Origin of the sequence: Limosilactobacillus ingluviei str. Autruche 4 (assembly GCF_000312405.1) — a bacterium.
Taxonomy (GTDB): Bacteria; Bacillota; Bacilli; order Lactobacillales; family Lactobacillaceae; genus Limosilactobacillus; species Limosilactobacillus ingluviei.
Genome location: NZ_HE997173.1, coordinates 1,042,172 through 1,060,329, shown reverse-complemented (window position 1 = coordinate 1,060,329; position 18,158 = coordinate 1,042,172). Strand labels below are relative to the sequence as shown.

The following is an 18,158-nucleotide window of genomic DNA, read 5'->3' as shown; positions in this document are numbered from 1 at the left end:
TCCCAGCCGTGATCGACAAAGACCGGTCCAGTGCCTTGTTAGCTGACAACATTGACGCAGATAAGCTGATTATTTTGACGGCGGTTGACTATGTTTACATCAACTTCAACCAACCAGATCAAAAGCGGCTGGAAAACATCTCCGTCGATGAAGCGAAGGAATACATGGCAGCAGGCCACTTCGCTGCCGGAAGCATGTTGCCAAAGATTCAAGCCTGCCTGTCCTTTGTTGAAGGACACCCAGAGCGTGAAGCAATCATCACGTCCTTATCCGGACTGGATGATGCTCTGGCCGGCAAGCTTGGGACGGTGATTCACGGTTAATCAAATAGCTAAAAAGAGCAGATTCTAATCAGGGATCGGCTCTTTTTGGCGTTTAATTATGGAGGAAAATTTTAAGATGAAGCATGAACCTTTTCGTTTGGTAGCTGAGTTTGCTCCGCAGCAAGAAAGCTTACTAGTTTGGCCTCAGCGCCCAGATAATTGGCGCAATGGTGGAAAGCCGGCCCAAAAAATAGTGACCCAAATTGCAGAGCAGATTGCCCAAACGCAACCAGTAACTGTTTTTGTGAATCAAGACCAATACTTGAATGCGCGGACAAGGCTCTCTAACAAAATCCGCGTTGTGGAGATGAGTAGCAACGATGCCTTCATTCGGGATTATGGTCCCTTTTTCGTTAGCAATGGTCATGAATTACGGACCGTTGATTTTACCTTTAATGCATGGGGTGGCTTAATTGATGGCTTGTACTTTCCTTGGCACTTTGATGATCAGATTGCACGAAAAATTGCGGATTATTTTCGTTTGCCAAGCCATCGAGTCAAAACTGTTTTAGAAGGGTGTGCCATTCATACAGATGGTTGTGGAACTGGTATCGGAACCAGGGATGTGCTGCTTGCAGAAGATCGAAACCCAGGAATGACAGAAACAGTTATGAATCAGCTCCTTCATGATGAATTGGGAATCGAAAAAATGATTTGGCTGGATCATGGCTACTTCCTTGATGAAACTGGTGGCGATATTGATAATCTTTTGAACTTTGTTGCACCACATCAAGTTGTCCTTACCTGGACTGATGATCAAACGGATCCGGTTTATCAGGTTTGTCGTGCGGCGGAGAAAATCTTGGGTCAAGCTACCGATGCCCAGGGGAAGCCCCTTGAGATTCATCGTTTGCAAATGCCACAAATTTTAACTTTAACGGCGACCGAAGCTGCAACGGTTGAAGATATTAATGGGTCAATGCCACGTAAGATTGGTCAACGGTTGACGGCCACATACGTAAATTACATTACGACCACAAAGCAAATTATTATGCCATTATTTGAGGATCCGGCGGACGAATTAGCGCAGGCTAAGTTAGCACAACTATACCCAGATCGTCAGGTGATTGGGATTCCGGCCCGGGAAATTTTAATCGGTGGTGGTGGTCTTCACACGATCGTGACGCATGTACCGGCAATTTAAGGGGGCAACTATGAATTTCTTTGAAATTGTTAGTCCGTACTTAGCAGGACTTTCTAAGAACGATCAGGAATTATTTGATTTTGTAGTTAAAAACATGGTGGAGATCCGCGGCAAGAGCATCCGGGAAGTGGCAGCGATGGCCTATGTATCTTCAGCAACTTTTTTAAGGTTTGTGCAAAAGATTGGCTTTTCTGGGTATTCTGAATTTTCTACGGTAATTAAGTTCACGTTACTTAATCAACGAGCACCAGAAAAACAACCCTTTACGGTCGAACAACGCGATTACCGTCAAGAGTACTTGAAAAATATTAATGAATCAGTTCGGGTTATTCAGGCGCAAAAATTAGAGCAGGTTGTTAATTTGCTGGCTCAGCACCCGGAAGTGTTCTTCTTTGCCAATGGTGTTAGTAAACACATTACGGAGTACCTTTATTATTTGTATACGATGGCGGGCTTTAGTGTCCATTTCCCGCGGGATCATGATTACCGGCGGTTAGCGATTCATCAGGTAAATTCAAACTCAGTGGTTTTTATTTTAAGCTACCATGGAAATGATGATGAGCATATCACAATGTTAAATGATTTTCACCGGGCGAAGGTAACTCCGACCATTATTTCAGTTACCCAAGCAGATAATAATATTATTCAGAACCTTAGTGACATCAATTTTTACATGTTTACAGATGATGTGTTTTTGAATGGTTCAGATATTACCTCTCATATTTCGATGATGGCGATTTTAGAGTTAATTTTATACCAATATATTGAAAACTATGGGCAACGGGACTTTAATTTTCCGGGCATTCAAACCAAGCAGTAATAGACTTGGCACCTAAAGAAGCAGAAAATTATGTATATGAAGCCAGCGACCTTTAAAAATAAAATCATTATAAAAAGTGAGAGATGTTATAATTAAATTGTAATTCATTTAACTAAAGGAGGGCTTGACAATGGAAAAATCACAGCAACTCGAAATTCTCAAGCAGTTGATTGCGATCCCGTCAGTTAATGATCACGAGGCAGATGTAGCCGATTACTTAGTTACTTTATTTGCTCCATACCGCGATCAAGTAACAATTGAGCGGGTTACTTACGCGCCAGGGCGCGACAATCTAGTTATCACGGCTGGTCAAGGTGATAAGACGCTTGGCTTAGCCGGGCATATGGATGTAGTTGCGCCCGGAGATTTAGCTCAGTGGGACACAGATCCCTTTAAGGCAACTCTTAAAGATGGTCGACTGTATGGCCGGGGCGCTTGTGATATGAAGAGTGGTTTGGCTGCGATTGTTGTAGCCCTGTTGGAAATGTTAGAACACCAGACTTTACCAGGTCAGATTCGTTTATTGGCGACAGTCGGAGAAGAAACGGGTGAATATGGTGCCGCTCAACTAACGGAAGCGGGGTACGCTGATCATTTAGCAGGGCTGGTAATTGCAGAACCAAGTGCTGATTTGGGTGAGGTTGGCTACACTGCTAAAGGGGTCATCGACTACATTCTGACTGCTAAGGGTAAGGGCGCACATGCTTCCCGCCCACAGCTTGGAATTAATGCTTTAGATCATGTTTTGGAATTTGCCAACCAAGCAAAAGTGCGGTTAGCCGCATTAGACCAAACGGATCCGGTGTTGGGTCCACTAACCCACGTGATTAGTGTCATCGAAGGTGGGGAGCAAATAAATAGTGTCCCTGCTCAAGCTACGTTAAAGGGAAATATTCGTACAATTCCAGCCCATCCTAACCAGCAAGTTTACGATATTTTGGATGGATTAGTAGCAGAGTTAAATCAGCGGCCTGGCTACAATTTAAACTTAACTTACAGTTTTCCTGAGGAGCCGATGCCTGGAAACGCAGATGCACCGCTGTTGCGTTTAATCGACCAAGTGCATCAGGAAGTCTTTGCGACACCGTTGACTCCGGTTGGCCAATCGGGAGCTAGTGATGGCTCAGAATTTTTACATGCAAAAGGTGACTTTTCGATTGCTTTGATTGGACCAGGTGGGAGTACTTCTCATGCCAGCAATGAATATGTGGAGCTAGCGGTCTATTATCAGGCCATTGAATTCTACCAACGCTTAGCCCAAAAGTTTTTTGACTAAGGGGGGCGCGATAATGGCAGAACAAAAGAAGCGACGGTTGCCATCGGCGTTTACGATCTTATTTGGGTTAATTGCGTTACTAGCGATTTTGACCTGGGTAATTCCCGCTGGGACGTACCGCCAGGATTCAGCAGGGAATTTAATTACCGGGACTTACCACACGATTGCCCGCCATCCGCAAGGACTTTGGGATATCTTTATGGCACCCGTGATTGGAATGGTCGGAAATGAAGCTACGAGTGGGGCAGTTCAGATTGCACTATTTATTTTGGTGATTGGGGGCTTTTTGGGCGTAGTTAATCACACTGGAGCCCTAAATGATGCCATTCGTTCCGTTGTCCTTAATTCGCGTGGCCATGAGCAACGCTTAATTATTGTACTGATGATAATTTTTGCGCTCGGTGGTTCAACGTATGGGATGGTGGAAGAAACGATGGCCTTCTTCCCACTTTTAGTGCCAATTATGATGGCCGTAGGTTACGATTCTTTAGTGGCAGCGGGGGTAATTATCATCGGGACCCGGGTCGGTGATTTAGCTTCGACAGTGAACCCCTTTTCCACTGGGGTAGCATCGGCAATTATTAAAATTTCGCCGGGTGATGGGCTGTTTTCTCGGATTTTGCTCTTAGGGGTTACGACTGCTCTTTCAACTTGGTATATCTTACGTTACGCAAAACGGGTAAAGAAGGATCCAACTAAGTCGTTTGTCTACCAGCAACGTCAAGCTGACTTAGCCCACTTTAAAGTTGATCAACTGGAAGCGGAACCGACCCCATTAACCAAGGCCCAAAAACGTGTTTTGACGGTGTTTATTCTTGCCTTTTTAATCATGATTGTCGGTTTGGTTCCGTGGTCGAGCATCAATCCAGCCTGGACGGGCTTTGAAACTTTTACTAAGTGGCTTCGCACGGTACCAATTTTGGGTACCTTGGTTGGTCAGGATGCGACCCCATTAGGGAGTTGGTACTTTAACGAAATTACGATGCTGTTCTTTTTAATGGCAATTGTGGTAAAATTTGTCGCCAAAATCCCGGAAAATGAGTTTATTCAGGCTTTTATGACGGGGATGCAAGAATTGATGAGTGTCGCAATTATTGTGGCAGTAGCCCGGGGAATTCAAGTTGTGATGAATGCTGGTTATATTACTGGAACAATTTTACATGCCGGCGAAACGACGTTAGCAGGGATGCCAAAAGGCGTGTTTATCATTTTAGCGTTCGTTTTCTTTATCCTCTTATCCTTCTTAATTCCATCAAGTTCGGGGCTAGCTGCCGCGACCATGGGGATTATGGGGTCATTAGCGCACTTTGCGCATGTCGATGGGAGTGCAGTGGTAACGGCTTATCAAGCTGCCACAGGTTTAATAACTGCAGTCACGCCAACGGCAGGGATGCTAGTGGGCGGCCTGACCCTAGCGCGAATTCCGTTTACGGCATGGTGGAAATGGGAAGCAAAGTTGATTGTCCTGCTCTTTGTGGTGACCTGTGTATACTTAGTTGGTTTGGTAATGATTTAAAGCAAATTAAACTTCAAACGTCTGTGGCAACGCTCTGTTGTGATGGGCGTTTTTTTACATAATTATCCGTAGCTTAATGCCGAGCGGTTTGACGAAATTCAGTTGGTGAAATTCCTACTAACTTATTAAATAACCGAAAAAGGGAGGTAGGGTTTTTAAAACCTAATTCAAGCGTAATTACCTCTAGCGAAAGGTTGGTATTTAACAGAAGGTTTTGGGCGGTTACTAATCGTTTTTGATCTAGCAACTCTGTAAAGGAGAGGCCCGTACTTTGCTTTAATTTATTGCCGAGGTAATTTTTATTGTAACCAAAAGCGGCACTTAACGATTCCAGGGTGACAGTTTGATAGTGCTGATCAATAAAGGCGACAATTTGTTGAATTTGATTTGCAGAATTGTCAAGTTCTTGAACATGGGCAACAGTTGGCTGAGGTAAGGCAGCTAAACTAGCGGCGAGGAGTGGCTCGCGGGCGCAAACAGGGGTGGCGTTGGTCATCGCATAGTAGATTAACGTCTCAAAGAGCAACTTGGTTTGAGGAACTTGATTCAAGTTATAAATCAAAAGACTGGTGTGATCGCCATTGGTTTGAAGGGCATTGTACAAAAAGCGAATAAAACTATTTGCTGGTTCAATTAATTTGGTGAAATTAGCGGGGATTTGTTGCGGATCGAGCAAAATGTTGATTAATAAATCATCGGTCCCCATATAGCCGTACATTTGGATTACTTCACGGTCCATTACCAATAAGTGACCAGCCGGTAATTGATAGGTTTGCCCATTTAAGACCTGATTAGATTGACCAGAGACCATGTAATTTAATTCAATAAAATCATGGGAATGCGCAGGCATGTAAGAATAGCGGTGTTGCTTAGTTGTTGCGACAAAGGAATGCGTAAAAAAATTGTTTTTGGGGATCCGGGGAATGGTCCGGGGACCATAGTCCAGTCGCATATCGTTGATATTTTGCCCATGATTTTGGCGTTGTTGCGTTTCAATTGGATCTTCTTGGTAGAGAAAATTAAGTAGACCATTCATTCTAAAAGCCACCTGTTTTACTAATTAAGGTTAATTCAAACCTTTTTCGACCTGTAAATTTGCAACTATTATACCACCTTTAAGATATTGTAAGCGGTGCCACTGGCGGGATAAAATTAAGCCGAATTAAAAATGAAACGTTAGGGAGGCATCAACATGACAGAAAAAGAATTGGTGGCAAAATACCGTCCCTTAGCAACTGCGGCGGGGCTAGGTTCAATTTTGGGGTCCGGGATTATTGTGGGCTTATCAGCGACAATCACCGTTTGGCAGCAAGGACTAAGGATGACGAATCAACAAGTAGGGATCATCTCGGCGGCACTAACATTTGCAATTGCAATTGGTGGGATGTTATCTGGACCAATTAGTAAAACTTTTGGCTTAATTCGTTCCTTTAACTGGTTGAACTTAGTCTATGTTTTGGGCACTTGTATTTGTATCTTTGCTCCGAGCTATTTGATTTTATTACTTGGGGTTGTAATTACCGGCTTGGCCTCAGGCGCTGATTTACCAATTAGTTTAACGGTGGTTTCACACGATTCACCAAATGAAAAGGTATCGGCTAGTTTAGTTTCTTCGACGCAAATTTATTGGCAAATTGGGATTTTCATCTCTTACATCTGCTCGTTTGTTGTTTCTAAGATGAGTGGGGCAACTGGGGCCCGAATTGTTTTTGCCATTTTGGCGCTGATTGCTGCCATGGCTTGGTTATGGCGGACTTTTTCACCAAAGTTTCGGGCCTTTCACGAAGCTGGTGCGCAACGGGTCGCCCAAGCTGAAAAAGCAGATGATCAAGTGGCCGTATCGGGGATGAAGGTACTTTTTGCAGGGCAAAACAAGAAGCAATACCTGGGCTTTTTCATCGGAATCTTTGTCTTTTACATTTGCTGGAACTTGTTGGCTAACACCTTTGGACAATTCCAAACCTTTACGTTAGTTCAAGCGCATGCGTCACAAACCTTTGCCACGGGGGCGGGAATTGTTTTAAACTTTGTCGGTTTAATTGCTGTTACCCTCTTCTCGACGGTTGCCTCAAGTCCGAACCGGAATCGGTTCTTCTGGATTGGGATGATTGTTCAGGCTGCGGCTATGTTTGGTTTAGCAATCTCAAGCCATGCCTTATGGCCAATTGTAATTGCGATTGGTTGTTACAACATTGGGAATAACATTGCTGGGGAAGCCATTTACAAGGTCTGGACTCAAGAATCGTTCCCAGTTGAAGCCCGCGCAGCCGTTCAAGGGGTTATGAATGGGGTTTCGCGGTTTGCCTGCGGACTGTTTGCCTTCGTTACACCAGCCTTGGTGGTACCATCGGCGATCCGGTACACGATGTTTGCTTTTACAGGCTTAGTAATTGTGGCCTTTATTGCTGGATTAGTAGTTATCCGGTTACAAAAGAAATACGGGATTGTTCAAGATAAATAGGAGATGACACGATGGCATTTACTTTTCAAATTAACGATGATGTTGAATTTAAGCATGATCAAAGGTTGTTGGAAAAGGCAATTCGCCTGACTCCTCCGTTGCAGCACCAGAAAGTTGTCCCTTGTCAGCTTGTTAAGTTGTGTAATGATCCAACGAAATTAGATGGTGTGGGGGTGGTTAAAAATGGTGAATTAGCTGACTTAAAGGAGCGTAAATTTGCTCGGGATGATCAAGTTATTCTCGATTTTGGAAATCATTATGTGGGGCAATTTAAATTAAAGCTTACGCACGTTGGCTCACCGCAAGACGCGCCATTAACCTTACGAATCCGATTTGCTGAAGTGCCGGCCGAACTGTCGTATCAAGCTAGTGATTATCAAGGCTGGTTAAGTAAGTCGTGGATTCAAGAAGAAATCGTTCATTTTGATGAACTACCGGCAACGTTAAAACTGCCACGTCGCTACGCTTTTCGCTACGTTGAATTGACGGTAATTGATACTTCTCCTAAATGGGCCGTGCAATTTAAGCAGCCAGAAGTGATTACTGAATCGTCAGCTGATCCAACTAAGCTCCCGTCGGTTAAATTAGCTGACCCCGAATTACAAAGGATTTACGAAGTGAGTGTCAAAACGCTCCAAGATTGTATGCAAGAGGTCTTTGAAGACGGGCCAAAAAGAGATCGGCGGTTGTGGTTAGGCGACTTGCGTTTGCAGGCGCTAGCTAACTACGCGACGTTTGATAACCGAGAATTAGTGAAGCGCTGTTTATACTTGTTTGCGGCGATGACGGCCAAAGATGGCCGAATCGTGGCTAATGTCTTTACTAAGCCGAACTATGTTCCGGATGATACGTTCTTGTTTGATTACAGTTTATTCTTTATTTCGACGTTGGCAGATTACTATCGCCATACAAAAGATCAAGAAGCATTAGCTGATCTCTTGCCAGTTGCAACAGCACAAATGGAAATTGCTTTAACTAGGGTTAATGATCAAGGGGGCTACCAAGAAGATGAAGCCTACCCAGTCTTTATCGATTGGTCAAACGAGTTTGATAAAACAACGGCCGGCCAAGGGGTCTTAATTTTGGCGCTCCGGCAATTAATTACGTTGCTCCAGGCTGCTGCCCAGCCGACGGAACGTTATGTGGCAAGTTTGCAACAACTCGTTACGTATGCCCAAGAACAGCTTTTTGATGCGCAACAAGATTTATTTGTTAGTGGGGCAAAACGTGAAATTAACGTCGCAAGTCAGGTCTGGATGGTATTGGCAGGCGTAGTTACTGGTGATCAGGTTCAAGTAGTGATGCGAACAATGATTAAGCAGCTATTCCCGATTCGAGGAATTGCGACTCCGTACATGTATCACCACGTTGTAGAAGCGTTATTCATGGCTGGATTAAACGACGAGGCGGTAGCGCTGCTGAAGCATTATTGGGGGAAAATGTTGGCTTTGGGAGCAGATACGTACTGGGAAGCCTTTGATCCTGATCAACCAGATTATTCACCATATGGCAGTCCGATTGTATCAAGTTATTGTCATGCTTGGAGCTGTACCCCTGCATATTTGATCCAAAAGTATTTAACGGAGGAGGCTTAGTCCAATGCCAAATCAACCAAGAATGGATAAGAAAGTTTGGTCACTCGTGTTAGTAGCAGGGACCGCTTCTTACTTAGATTCAAGTTTGTTAGTAAGTTTGGGGGTAGCCCTACCGATCTGGACCAAGCTTATGCAGTTAACCCCCTTACAAAGTGGCTTTATTAGCACTTTATTAACGCTAATGGTGGCCTTAGGGGCGGTGGTTGGCGGCTGTCTATCAGACCGTTTTGGTCGGGTTCGCGTCTTTAATCTCGATATTCTGTGTGTAGCGGTAGGGGCAATCATTATTGCATTTGCGCCAAATCTCCCGCTTTTACTACTTGGGACAGTTATTGCGGGGTTAGCCTCAGGAGCGGATTTACCGACTTCCTTGGCAGTGATTTCTGAGCGGACAAGCGATCAATTATATGGACGGGCCATCACGATCACTCAGATTTTTTGGACCATCGGGATTTTAATGTCCCAGTTTATCGGTTTTTTGACTGCTAAAATGACGGTTGGTAGCGTGCGGTGGATCTTTGGGGTCATTGCTGCGGTTGCCTTTATTAACTGGTCGATCCGGGTCTTTTCTCGGCGGTTCCGCGCCGTTGAAGAAAGTCTGGAACAAGCCAATGAAGCCGCTCATCCGGTAGAAAAGCAAGCTAAAGTGCGTCTCCGCGATATTTTGCAAAATGGTCAATATCTGAAAGTTTTAGTGGCATTAACACTGTTTTATTTACTGTGGAACTTACCAGCTAATACCTGGGGATCTTTTGTCAATTACTTCTTAGTGACGGTTTCTCACCAAACTCAGGCCTACGCAACTTTGGTGGCCTTGATTGCCAATCTGTTCAATCTCGCCTCTAATTCACTGTACGTTAAAGTTTCGGATACTAAATATCGCTATCCGGTAATGTATGGTGCCATTCTTGTTGGGTCAGTTGCCTTCTTCTGCGCTGGCTTCTGGAGCAATATTTGGTGGGTCTTTACGGTTGCGTACATTATGTATTCAGCTACTAACACGCTTTGTGGCGAACCGATTTATAAAATCTGGACGCAAACCTTCTATCCAGTTGATGTGCGAGCTTCGATTACAGGCTTCTCATATGGATTTGTCCGGTTCTTTACCGCTGGTTTTTCGCTATTTACGCCAACGTTAATGGCATGGTCGGTTCAGAACTTCTTGTGGATTATTTTTGGGTGTGCGGTAGCATCAGGCTTATTAGCTATCTTAATTGTGCAAATGTTACATCGCCAGGAGGTAAATTAAGAAAGGACGATCAGGATGACGACGTATTGGTTATGGTACTCCGGGGATTTTGAAATTCGCCAGGGGATGATGCAAAACTTTACCCGAGAAGAACGGGGGATGGGCTGGCCTGCTTATTGGTACTTAGAGGATTGCTATCACAATGTTTTCTTCCAACGCAAATACCAACTAACAAGAGCAACAACTTTCCAAGTCCAAGCAAGCGGAGTCGGACATGTCAAAGTGGATAACCAAAAGTATCCCTTTGAAACCCCTATTACTTGCCCACCTGGTGATCATCAAATTGAAATTTATGTTGGAAATCCCAATGGGCTCCCTAGCGTTTACGTCACTGGCGAGTTAATTTACTCGGATCCTAGTTGGCAGGTAAGTAACTTTTTACAAACTACCCAAGTGGGCTATGATGAGCGGTATACGCAGGCCATTCAGGATCCGAACCAACTCTACTATGCGAAGCAGCCAATTTTACCGCAAAACATTAGCGCAGTTGCTGGTGGAACCTTATATGATTTTGGTCAGGCGATTAATGGGAGGTTGCGGGTTACCTGGCAAGGCGAGCAACGAGCTGAAATCACCCTTTGTTATGGTGAATCAGAAACGGAAGCTTTGGATACCAAAGATTGTTACTACCAACAACGTGGAGTAACCCCCACTACATCCATTCGAAAACGGGCTTTTCGTTATGTATTTATTCCGCAAGTTCAGCCTGACCAAGTTGCGTTAGTAGCAGAACACGAATATTATCCGCGGCCGCATCGGGCTAAGTGGGAGTCGAACGACAAACAAATAAATCAGATTTGGCAAGTAGCCCAAACGACCTTTGATCTATGCAGTGACTGGTTCTTTATTGATGGTATCAAACGCGATCGATGGATTTGGGCAGGCGATGCCTACCAAGCCAACTTTATTAATCAATATTCGAACTTTGATGAAGGGGTAGATCGACGAACGATTTTAACATTAAGAGGGCATGACGAAGTAAAGCAACACTTAAATACCATTGTGGATTATTCAATTTGGTGGGTGATTAGTGTTTATAATCATTATCAAATGACGGGCGACCGGCAATTCTTAGTCCAAGTGTATCCGAAGATGAAATCGATGGTGGACTATCTACGCCAGCAAACAGATGAGCATGGCTTTCTGTATGGGCGTAATCACGACTGGATTTTTGTCGATTGGTCAGAGATTGATAAAGAGGGGACAACGGCAGCCGAACAACTATTACTAGTAGCTGGCTACCGAGCGCTGGCAAGCTGTGGTGAAGTTTTGGCACAAGATGTTAAAGAATATCAAGAGGCTTCAAAGCAATTGCTAGCAGCCACACAGCGCTATTTCTGGGATGATGAATTAGGCTGCTTCATTGATAGTTATCGGTCAGGCAAACGTCACGTCTCACGCCACCCTAATATTTTGGCAATTTTATTTGATTTAGTAACACCTGAAAGACAGCAATCGATTTTAAATAAAGTACTTTTGAATGAACAAATTACGCAAATTACCACGCCGTACTTTAAATTTTTTGAACAAGATGCGCTTTGTAAATTAGGGCAACAAAATCAAGTTTTACAGCAAATTCGAAACTATTGGGGCGGGATGTTAGCGCTTGGGGCCACAACTTTCTGGGAAGAATATGATCCGCAAAAAGAAGGGGCTGCGCACTATGCAATGTATGGTGATCCTTATGGCAAGAGTTTATGTCATGCTTGGGGAGCAAGTCCGATTTATTTACTCGGTCGCTACTTTATCGGCCTGCGTCCGTTAACGCCGGGCTATCAAACTTTTGAAGTCGCGCCGGTACTAACAGCATTTGAAAATTTGGATTGCACGCTACCACTTAAGGATGGCGAGTTAGTGATTCGGAAGAAGGGATCCCAACTCCAAGTTCAAGCAACACGGCCCGGAGGATGCTTAAGGTTAGGTGACCAGACGTGGTCATTGCCGAAGGGGGAAATAGTAACTGTCGAAATTGCAGAGTGATTTAAGTCCGTTGGCTCCTGGCCAACGGATTTTTAATTTTCTTCTGTTCACCGCTTTCAAAAAGCTGCTATACTTTGGAAAAAACAGTCGGAGGTAGGCAGATGACAAAGCAAATTCACGTGGTCGGGGCCGCAATTTTGAACGCTCAGGGACAGGTATTAGCTTCTAAGCGCGCGGATGACCGGATTTTAGGCACCCTGTGGGAATTTCCAGGGGGCAAAATTGAAGCGGGGGAAACCCCACAAACTGCCTTAGTACGGGAGTTACAAGAAGAATTTAACGATCAAATTACCGTTGGCCCAGCGGTCGGACCAACGTCAGTTTTTGAATACGACTTTGGCACGGTGCACTTGACCGTCTTTTATGCGCGTTTGGAAAGTCATCATTTTGATTTAATTGCCCACAGTGAGTTGCGTTGGTGCGACCAAGCGGAATTAATGACCTTAAATTGGGCCGGGGCGGATGCGCCGTTGGCTCAGCAAGTTGCCCAGGCGGACTTGAAAGGATTGACGTTCTAATGGAAACGGTTGATTATCGCCAAATTTTTGCAAGTGAAACTGACGCCAACCGGGGGGTGGTGACTGAACTAGGCCGGGCGGTTTTAAACGGCTATGTCGACCGCCAACAGTTTACCGCCGCTAGTAAATACGCCCCGCGTTTGTTGACTAATCAATTTGGCAACCAGATTTATGACCAGGTTAAGACCGAATTGAATGATTGTCAGGCCTACACTTTTGCGGTGGCTTTTATTACTGACGCGATGCTGTCGAACTTAAAGCCAACCTTCAAGGCCCTAGCAGCGCGTGGGGTGCGGGGACGTTTGCTCACTTCGACTTACCTGTGTTTTAACAGCCCGAAGGTATTCCGGGAGCTTCTCAAAATCACGGGCTTAACCGTCCGGTTGGCTGACGTAGAGGGTTTCCACCAAAAGGGTTACATTTACGAAAAAGAAGGCTACCAAACGATCATCATCGGGAGTGCTAACTTAACGACGGCCGCCCTGATGAAGAACCAAAATTACGAGTGGAGCCTGCAGGTCAGCTCGCTGGATAATGGCGAGATCGTTAAGCAGGTTAGTGACAACATCGAAGCCGAATGGCAAGCCGCCCAACCGCTGAGGGCCGAATGGATTGACCAGTACGTTAGTGAATACCAAGCCGCTCAACCGGCGCACCAAACCCTACGGCGCCGGCAGCGTGCCTTGCAGCCACAAGCTGACGACAAGATTACGCCCAATGCGATGCAAAAGGAGGCCTTGGGCCAGATCCAAGCCTTGCGGGATCAGGGGTCTGACCGCGGCTTAGTCGTTTCAGCCACCGGGACCGGGAAAACCTACTTAGCAGCCTTTGATGCCCTCCAGGTAAAACCTCAACGCCTGCTCTTTGTGGCCCACCGGGAGGAAATTTTACGTAAGTCGCTGGCGAGTTTCCAAAAGATCCTGGGGGGCCCGGCCGAAGATTATGGTCTCTTAACCGGGAGCCAGCACGATTGGCAAGCCAAGTACCTCTTTGCGACCGTCCAAACTCTGGCCAAGGAAAAGAGTTATTCGCAGTTTACCCCGGATACTTTTGATTACATTCTGGTTGATGAAGTGCACCATGCGGGGGGAGCGACTTATCAGACCCTGCTGAACTACTTCAAGCCGGCCTTTTTCTTGGGGATGACGGCCACGCCGGAACGGAATGACGACTTCAACATCTTTGAGCTCTTTAACTACCAGGTCGCCTATGAAATTCGTCTCCAGGATGCCCTCGAAGAAGGGATGCTGTGTCCTTTTCACTATGTCGGCGTGCAGGACTTTGAATTTAGCGCTGATAGTGACCAAGCGACGATTGATGAATTTAACGCCGCTTGGGCGAAAAAAGCCGACGCCAAAAACCTTACCGGCCGCGTCTTAGAACTGCTTTCCAGCCACGAGCGGGTTGCCTACATTCTTCAAGCCACGGAGTATTACGGCTATTCGGGTGATACTTTACACGGCTTGGTCTTCTGTGCGAGCGTCGCAGAAGCTGAAGCGATGGCTGAAGAATTTACCCGCCAGGATCATCCGGCGGTGGCCCTGTCCGGGGCCGATTCGATTGACCGCCGGAGTCAGGTGGTCGGTCAACTAGAACGGGGCGAAATTGATTACATTGTGACCGTTGATATCTTCAACGAAGGGATCGATATTCCCTGCGTCAACCAGGTGGTCTTTTTACGAAATACCAATTCCAGCATTGTTTACATCCAACAGCTCGGGCGGGGGTTACGGAAGGCGCCGGGCAAGGACTACGTCGAAGTGATCGACTTCATTGGGAACTACCAAAATAATTACATGATTCCGATTGCCTTAACCGGGGATGATTCCTTTTCCAAGGACAACGCCCGCAAGACCCTGTTAGTAGAGCCAACTGTTGGCCTTTCGACCATTTCCTTTGAGGCGGTGGCTAAGGAGAAGATTTATCAATCGCTGCGGGAAATTAAATTGGATGAAATGGGTCGGCTGAAAGAAATCTACCATAACATCAAGCAACGGGTCGGCCGGGTACCACTCTTGCAGGACTTTTACCGGGCGAACTCAATTGATCCGGTGATCTTAGCAAATAAGGAAAAGAATTACGCCCGTTTCTTGAAAAAAGTTAAGGCGCCTGGTGAAGTGAATGAGCAAGAGGACCGGTGGTTGACTTTCTTAGCCGCTGAATTACTAAATGGGAAGCGGCCGCATGAGTTAGTGTTGCTACGGGATTTGTTAAAGCAAGCGATCGTTAGTGGGCCGGCGCTGGTAACGGAGTTAAAAGCCTGCGGTGCGGCGACGGATGAAGCTACCTTGACGTCGATGCGCCAGGTTTTGACCTTACAATTTTTTAGTGAAAAAGCCGCCCCAAATCGGTCGGGTTACGGGGGTGAACCGCTAATTAGTTGGGAAGCCGCAAGTGATCAATACCGACTAAACGACCACTTGAAGCAGCGCTTGCAAGCCAATGAATTTTTTGCCCGCTTGTGGGCGGATGGGATTACCACCGGTTTGCTGCGAGGAAAGCGGTACGTGGGAGCGGCCCCGTTTGTGATTGGGGAAAAGTATACCCGCAAGGATAGCCTTCGTTTAATCAACCACCACCAAAACTTGACGCCGCTTAACATTGGTGGGTACGTCTTTACTAAGCAGGCGGGGTTGATCTTTATTACTTACGATAAGGCTGATGACATTCGGAAATCCATCGCATATAAGGACCGCTTCTTAGATGAACAACACATGCACTATTATTCCAAGAATAATCGGCGGTTGGACAGTAAGGAAATTGCCAAGTTCTGTTCTGGTGATTACGATCTGCATATGTTTGTACAGAAGTCGGGGGCAGAAGATAACAAGACCTTCTACTATTTGGGGACGGCCCAGTACGTACCGAACTCGGCCCAAGAAGAAACCCTTGATGGCAAACCACTGGTATCGATGAACCTTGCCTTAGGCCACCCTGTCAGTCATCAATTGTACGAATTGTTTACCAAGGACAATTAATCTTAATTGTGCGTCGTCTGCGGACGGCGTTTTTCATTTCCCGGGAAATAATCGGCATTGTGTCGCCATGCCGGGAAATTTATAATGGGGACAGAACACCGGGAGGGCTGGAAAATGAACAAGGACAACTTTATCCGCGTAATGCTACGGGAACAATTTGGCTGGGACATTGACATCAAAAAGCCGGATGTTGGCACCTACGTAATCGTGCCGCGCCCCGATAGTGCCATGGCGACCCAGATCGCGCATGGTTTGACTGGGCAAAGCGCAGAGTGGACGGCCTTGACGGACCGCTTGCGACTGCTTAACCGGTGGGCAACGATCCGCTTTAGCCACGTTGCGTTTCTGGTGGTCAATCCTCAAGTGCCGGCGAAGTATCTTTATTTCGTCAAAAATGGCCGCGATCGCTATGTGGTTCCGAGGCCCGAAAAAACACCGGCCGATTTGGCAGCTTGCGGTGATGAGATGCGACGGCTAGTCCAAAGTTGGACCACTGATTGGCGTGATCCCGCCTTTGTCGACTGTCGCAGTCGGAATGAGAGTACTTGGGAAGCACTTCCCGAATCCCCAGCGGTCGTCGATTTTGCGGATGAATTTGCGCTTTTGGATGATGGCCGTTTTGCAGACGCCAACGATCAATTGAGCGGTTGGCTCCCGAACGCGGAGAACCAAATTTTAGAAGAGATGATGGTTGATGCTTCGTCGGCTTTGCGGGAGCTCGGAGCAGAAAAGTTGACGCCCGAAGAGTTTGCGGAAGCAGCTGGTGACCCGTTGCCAACAATGGATGAGGAGCGTCTGGCCGAATTGCAAGCCGAAGTGGCCAAGGACCTGGCTTACGAAGCAGAGCGTCAAGACGATGATGAATGGGATGACTGGGATCACGACGATGCCGATGATTGGGATGGCGATGACGATGACGATTGGGATGCCGGTGACGGTTGGGACGATGATTACGACCATGACTGGGCAGATCATGACGATCCGGGCGGCTTTGATGATTGGGGCCCCGCTGATGACTTTGGCTTTGACCGCGATGATGACTGAATCAGCTTGCCGTGCAATGTTTATTACCCGGGAAAGCTTCCAAATTAATGGATAAAAAACAGAAGTGAGGAATAGCAATGAAGATCGTAATCGCACCAGATTCGTTTAAGGGGTCACTGACGGCCAAAGAAGTCGGCGAAGCCATCCAGGCGGGGTTAAAGCAGGTTTGGCCGGATGCGGAATACGTGTTGGTCCCAATGGCCGACGGGGGTGAAGGGACGGTCCAAGCCCTGGTTGATGCGACGGGCGGGCGCTTTATAACGCGCACGGTCACTGGTCCCTTAGGCTTGCCGGTCGCCGCTCGTTACGGCTTGCTTGGTCAGGGGCAAACCGCCGTGATTGAGATGGCCGCGGCCAGTGGCTTGCCCTTAGTGCCGGCTGATCAATTAAATCCGCTCTTGACGACGACTTACGGGACTGGCGAATTGGTTCGCGATGCCCTCGATCAGGGGGTGCGCGAAATTATTTTGGGCCTGGGCGGCTCAGCGACCAATGATGGTGGCGCGGGGCTAGCCCAGGCCTTGGGGGCGCATTTGTTGGATCAAAGTGGCCAGGAGTTGCCCTTCGGCGGGGGCGCCCTGGGTGAACTAGCTCAAATCGACGTCAGCCAGCTGGACCCACGGTTAGCCGAAGTTAAAATCAAGTTGGCTTCCGACGTCACCAATCCGCTGACCGGGCCGCAGGGGGCCACGGCCGTCTTTGGCCCGCAAAAGGGGGCGACGCCGGCAATGGTGACAAAATTGGAGGCCAACCTCCGCCATTACGCTGCGCAACTGCAGACCTGGCTGGGTCAAGCGGTGGCGCAAGTGCCTGGTGCCGGGGCCGCCGGGGGCTTAGGGGCCGGCTTGTTAGCCTTCACCCACGCCAGCCTCCACCCCGGGGTGGAACTGGTGGTGGCGGCAACCAATTTAAAACGGAAAGCGCACGGCGCCGACCTGGCTTTCACCGGGGAAGGCAGTCTTGATTTTCAGACCCGCTTTGGCAAAACTCCGTACGGGGTGGCCCAGGCGATTAAAGCCGTCGCCCCGCACGCGCCGGTGATCGCCCTTACCGGACACATTGGCCCCGGCGGCGCGGACTTGACTGATGTGATCGACGCCGTCTTTGCGACCCCCACCGGAGCCAAGGTGTTAACCCAAGCGATGGCAGAAGCAAAGGCTGATCTTGAAATTACTGCCACGCAAATTGCCCGACTCTGGGAAGCGCAAAATAAAAAATTGCGGATGAATGGGAATTGACACACGACATATTTAT

Annotated in this window: 14 protein-coding genes; 13 read left to right on the top strand and 1 reads right to left on the bottom strand. The window is 47.1% G+C overall.

Annotated features, from left to right (window positions below):
• The 5 genes from BN54_RS05195 to BN54_RS05175 all read left to right on the top strand — a co-directional run.
• On the top strand, window positions 1–323 hold a 323-nt coding region (locus tag BN54_RS05195; protein WP_019206106.1), incomplete at its 5' end, for an amino acid kinase family protein.
• Window positions 324–399: 76 nt separating this feature from the next.
• Window positions 400–1,467 carry an agmatine deiminase gene (gene aguA, locus BN54_RS05190; RefSeq protein WP_019206105.1) on the top strand — a complete coding sequence of 356 codons (1,068 nt, stop codon included), beginning with the start codon at window positions 400–402 and terminating at the stop codon, window positions 1,465–1,467.
• A 10-nt stretch (window positions 1,468–1,477) separates the two neighbouring features.
• Window positions 1,478–2,287 (top strand): MurR/RpiR family transcriptional regulator, encoded by an 810-nt coding sequence (locus BN54_RS05185; RefSeq protein WP_019206104.1) that lies wholly within the window; start codon window positions 1,478–1,480, stop codon window positions 2,285–2,287.
• Window positions 2,288–2,417: 130 nt separating this feature from the next.
• Window positions 2,418–3,563, top strand: a complete 1,146-nt coding sequence (locus BN54_RS05180; RefSeq protein ID WP_019206103.1) for an ArgE/DapE family deacylase — start codon at window positions 2,418–2,420, stop codon at window positions 3,561–3,563.
• A 13-nt stretch (window positions 3,564–3,576) separates the two neighbouring features.
• Entirely contained in the window at window positions 3,577–5,079 is a 1,503-nt protein-coding gene (locus BN54_RS05175) for a YfcC family protein (protein WP_019206102.1), read from the top strand.
• 73 nt (window positions 5,080–5,152) lie between these two features.
• Here BN54_RS05175 and BN54_RS05170 read toward each other — a convergent pair whose 3' ends face one another.
• Complete coding sequence (locus BN54_RS05170) at window positions 5,153–6,115, bottom strand: AraC family transcriptional regulator (protein WP_019206101.1); 963 nt, start codon at window positions 6,113–6,115, stop codon at window positions 5,153–5,155.
• Between the two features lie 156 nt (window positions 6,116–6,271).
• Here BN54_RS05170 and BN54_RS05165 point away from each other — a divergent pair, with 156 nt between their 5' ends.
• The 8 genes from BN54_RS05165 (at window position 6,272) to BN54_RS05130 (ending at window position 18,142) form a co-directional block, all read left to right on the top strand.
• Window positions 6,272–7,540 (top strand): MFS transporter, encoded by a 1,269-nt coding sequence (locus BN54_RS05165; RefSeq protein ID WP_019206100.1) that lies wholly within the window; start codon window positions 6,272–6,274, stop codon window positions 7,538–7,540.
• A gap of 11 nt (window positions 7,541–7,551) precedes the next feature.
• Window positions 7,552–9,135, top strand: coding sequence for an alpha-L-rhamnosidase-related protein (locus tag BN54_RS05160; protein ID WP_019206099.1), 1,584 nt, complete (start codon window positions 7,552–7,554; stop codon window positions 9,133–9,135).
• Between the two features lie 4 nt (window positions 9,136–9,139).
• Window positions 9,140–10,384 (top strand): MFS transporter, encoded by a 1,245-nt coding sequence (locus tag BN54_RS05155; protein WP_019206098.1) that lies wholly within the window; start codon window positions 9,140–9,142, stop codon window positions 10,382–10,384.
• 15 nt (window positions 10,385–10,399) lie between these two features.
• The gene (locus BN54_RS05150; protein ID WP_019206097.1) at window positions 10,400–12,364 is read left to right on the top strand and encodes an alpha-L-rhamnosidase-related protein; all 1,965 of its coding nucleotides are present in this window, start codon (window positions 10,400–10,402) and stop codon (window positions 12,362–12,364) included.
• Between the two features lie 101 nt (window positions 12,365–12,465).
• Entirely contained in the window at window positions 12,466–12,882 is a 417-nt protein-coding gene (locus tag BN54_RS05145; protein WP_019206096.1) for a (deoxy)nucleoside triphosphate pyrophosphohydrolase, read from the top strand.
• Window positions 12,882–15,860, top strand: a complete 2,979-nt coding sequence (locus BN54_RS05140) for a DEAD/DEAH box helicase (RefSeq protein ID WP_019206095.1) — start codon at window positions 12,882–12,884, stop codon at window positions 15,858–15,860. The genes BN54_RS05145 and BN54_RS05140 overlap by 1 nt, the downstream gene beginning before the upstream one ends.
• Before the next feature lie 114 nt (window positions 15,861–15,974).
• Window positions 15,975–16,904 carry a hypothetical protein gene (locus BN54_RS09830; RefSeq protein ID WP_019206094.1) on the top strand — a complete coding sequence of 310 codons (930 nt, stop codon included), beginning with the start codon at window positions 15,975–15,977 and terminating at the stop codon, window positions 16,902–16,904.
• A 77-nt stretch (window positions 16,905–16,981) separates the two neighbouring features.
• Window positions 16,982–18,142: a glycerate kinase gene (locus BN54_RS05130; protein ID WP_019206093.1), complete on the top strand. Its 1,161-nt coding sequence runs from the start codon at window positions 16,982–16,984 to the stop codon at window positions 18,140–18,142.
• The last annotated feature ends 16 nt before the right edge of the window (window positions 18,143–18,158 follow it).

Coding starts and splice junctions, on each gene's coding strand:
- BN54_RS09830 (WP_019206094.1), top strand. CDS start 15,975: ATGAACAAGGACAACTTTATCCGCGTAATGCTACGGGAACAATTTGGC.
- BN54_RS05165 (WP_019206100.1), top strand. CDS start 6,272: ATGACAGAAAAAGAATTGGTGGCAAAATACCGTCCCTTAGCAACTGCG.
- BN54_RS05140 (WP_019206095.1), top strand. CDS start 12,882: ATGGAAACGGTTGATTATCGCCAAATTTTTGCAAGTGAAACTGACGCC.
- BN54_RS05145 (WP_019206096.1), top strand. CDS start 12,466: ATGACAAAGCAAATTCACGTGGTCGGGGCCGCAATTTTGAACGCTCAG.
- BN54_RS05170 (WP_019206101.1), bottom strand. CDS start 6,115: ATGAATGGTCTACTTAATTTTCTCTACCAAGAAGATCCAATTGAAACG.
- BN54_RS05155 (WP_019206098.1), top strand. CDS start 9,140: ATGCCAAATCAACCAAGAATGGATAAGAAAGTTTGGTCACTCGTGTTA.
- BN54_RS05160 (WP_019206099.1), top strand. CDS start 7,552: ATGGCATTTACTTTTCAAATTAACGATGATGTTGAATTTAAGCATGAT.
- BN54_RS05175 (WP_019206102.1), top strand. CDS start 3,577: ATGGCAGAACAAAAGAAGCGACGGTTGCCATCGGCGTTTACGATCTTA.
- BN54_RS05180 (WP_019206103.1), top strand. CDS start 2,418: ATGGAAAAATCACAGCAACTCGAAATTCTCAAGCAGTTGATTGCGATC.
- aguA (WP_019206105.1), top strand. CDS start 400: ATGAAGCATGAACCTTTTCGTTTGGTAGCTGAGTTTGCTCCGCAGCAA.
- BN54_RS05150 (WP_019206097.1), top strand. CDS start 10,400: ATGACGACGTATTGGTTATGGTACTCCGGGGATTTTGAAATTCGCCAG.
- BN54_RS05130 (WP_019206093.1), top strand. CDS start 16,982: ATGAAGATCGTAATCGCACCAGATTCGTTTAAGGGGTCACTGACGGCC.
- BN54_RS05185 (WP_019206104.1), top strand. CDS start 1,478: ATGAATTTCTTTGAAATTGTTAGTCCGTACTTAGCAGGACTTTCTAAG.